The following is a 1,676-nucleotide window of genomic DNA, read 5'->3' on the forward strand; positions in this document are numbered from 1 at the left end:
GTGTGGTCACCCTGATCCTTCAGGTTGTCGGCGGAAATGCTCGTCGCCTACCGAAGACCAAAAAAACTCAAAATCGCCAAGACGACGACCACCGCACCAACGAGCCAAATGAGATTGTTCATGATCTCTCTCCTGTTGCTTTCGAAAGTTCGCGCCTGGCAGCCCCGACTGTTCGGGACGCTTCTTCTTCGAGTTTTACAAGCTTCTCCCTGATCTCGTCCGGCTCGGCATGCTCCAATCCGACAACGTCGTTCCTGGTTTCGTTCAGTGAAACGATGATCTCGTCGAGTTTTGCGTGAATGGCGGCGGTATCGCGATAGCCTTGTAAAAGGACAACACCGGTGATCACGATGGCGGCAACCGACAGGGCATAGGTGACCGCATTTGTCAGTCCAAAAGGCACCAGGGCGGTGCACAAAACCATTGCCATGAGCATGACATAGAAGCCTGGCGGCCGAGATAGGAAGTCGGAGGCCGCGAAAAGGAACCGATTCATATGCTGGCCAAGGTCATCAAGGCGACCACTGCGGTAATCGCCACACAAACAGGCACCGCTGCCAGCGAGCCTGCCTCTAAGATCCGACTCTCTTTGTCGCGCAACATCAGGTCACCTACTCCAAGTTAAAGATTCAGGGGTTCGGCGTCGGAAGGGACGTTGCTGCGCCGATCCACCACATGCCAGCCAAGAACGAGTGCCATCACGAGAAAGGGAACAGCCGCGAATAACCAGGGTGCTTGGTCCACACTTTATCCATCTGCATTCTTCCAAATTCGAGAGACAACAGCCGCGGAAGCCAGGCGTTCCAGTCGCTGCCCCTGACAGGACCAATGCGTGTTCCAGGACCAGACTTAGGCCCCAAGGGGACTAGACCTAAGTACCTAGGCGGAACGTTTAGGGCGGCTCCAGGTTCAACTTGCCGGGCGGCGCGGGACGATGACCGTATTGCGCCCGTCCCTACAGGAGTGCAGATATGAACATGCTTCTAAAGAACACCGCAGCAGCGATGTTGCTATTGGCTGGGATCGGCTCAGCCGCCGCGGACGACATCATTATCCAGCCGGAACAGGACACCGTCATCCGCGAATATGTGAAGAAGCAGCCCCTGGCGTCGGTCAAGCTCCCCGGCGTGGAACTGAATGTCGGGACAGCTCTGCCGGACACGGTTGAGATCCATGAGGTCCCCAACGTCAAATACCGCTACGTGGTGGTCGACAACCGCACGGTCCTGGTGGACCCGGGTACCCGAAAAATCATAAAGGTTTACGACTGAACGAACCATCCAGCCCCGCCGCCATCGCTGGCGGCGGGGTTGAAGCGTACAAATCTCCACAATCCGGTGACGAGCCTTGAAGTCGCGACATCGCAACCTTCCAAAGGTCCGGGCTTTATGGATGATGGTCGCGGCCAGGCAGAGTTTTCCGCTCAACAAGCCAGTCCAGGAGCTCAAGGACTTTCAGGGCAGGATCTGTGCACGAGTAATACGCTTTTTGGCGCTCCTGCCTCCGGGTGACCAAATTCTCGCATTATGCGAGATGCTGGGAGAGTGCTGAATTGCTAAGCCCTAATCGCGGCGCCAGATCAGAAACGGATATTTCTCCGTCAGCAAGAATCATTAGAGCGAGAAGGCGCTTTTCATTAGCCATGGCAGCGAGCAGCTCGGCGGATGGCGCATGAA

Annotated in this window: 3 protein-coding genes; 1 reads left to right on the plus strand and 2 read right to left on the minus strand. The window is 56.2% G+C overall.

Annotation, left to right across the window (positions count from 1 at the left end):
- Window positions 1-118 precede the first annotated feature (118 nt).
- Window positions 119-496, minus strand: a complete 378-nt coding sequence (locus EN932_RS35555; protein WP_013525103.1) for a low affinity iron permease family protein — start codon at window positions 494-496, stop codon at window positions 119-121.
- 475 nt (window positions 497-971) lie between these two features.
- On the opposite strand from EN932_RS35555, the gene EN932_RS35565 reads away from it, so the two are divergent.
- Window positions 972-1,271 carry a DUF1236 domain-containing protein gene (locus EN932_RS35565; RefSeq protein WP_128338348.1) on the plus strand — a complete coding sequence of 100 codons (300 nt, stop codon included), beginning with the start codon at window positions 972-974 and terminating at the stop codon, window positions 1,269-1,271.
- 253 nt (window positions 1,272-1,524) lie between these two features.
- Here EN932_RS35565 and EN932_RS39365 read toward each other — a convergent pair whose 3' ends face one another.
- Entirely contained in the window at window positions 1,525-1,644 is a 120-nt protein-coding gene (locus tag EN932_RS39365; RefSeq protein ID WP_281061574.1) for an ArsR family transcriptional regulator, read from the minus strand.
- Window positions 1,645-1,676 lie beyond the last annotated feature (32 nt).

The sequence above is a fragment of the Mesorhizobium sp. M7A.F.Ca.US.002.01.1.1 genome (assembly GCF_004022955.1).
GTDB classification, from domain to species: Bacteria; Pseudomonadota; Alphaproteobacteria; order Rhizobiales; family Rhizobiaceae; genus Mesorhizobium; species Mesorhizobium ciceri.

What these genes read in the sequence shown, in the direction of transcription:
- EN932_RS35555 (WP_013525103.1), bottom strand. Translation starts at nt 496, where the DNA reads ATGAATCGGTTCCTTTTCGCGGCCTCCGACTTCCTATCTCGGCCGCCA.
- EN932_RS35565 (WP_128338348.1), top strand. Translation starts at nt 972, where the DNA reads ATGAACATGCTTCTAAAGAACACCGCAGCAGCGATGTTGCTATTGGCT.
- EN932_RS39365 (WP_281061574.1), bottom strand. Translation starts at nt 1,644, where the DNA reads ATGGCTAATGAAAAGCGCCTTCTCGCTCTAATGATTCTTGCTGACGGA.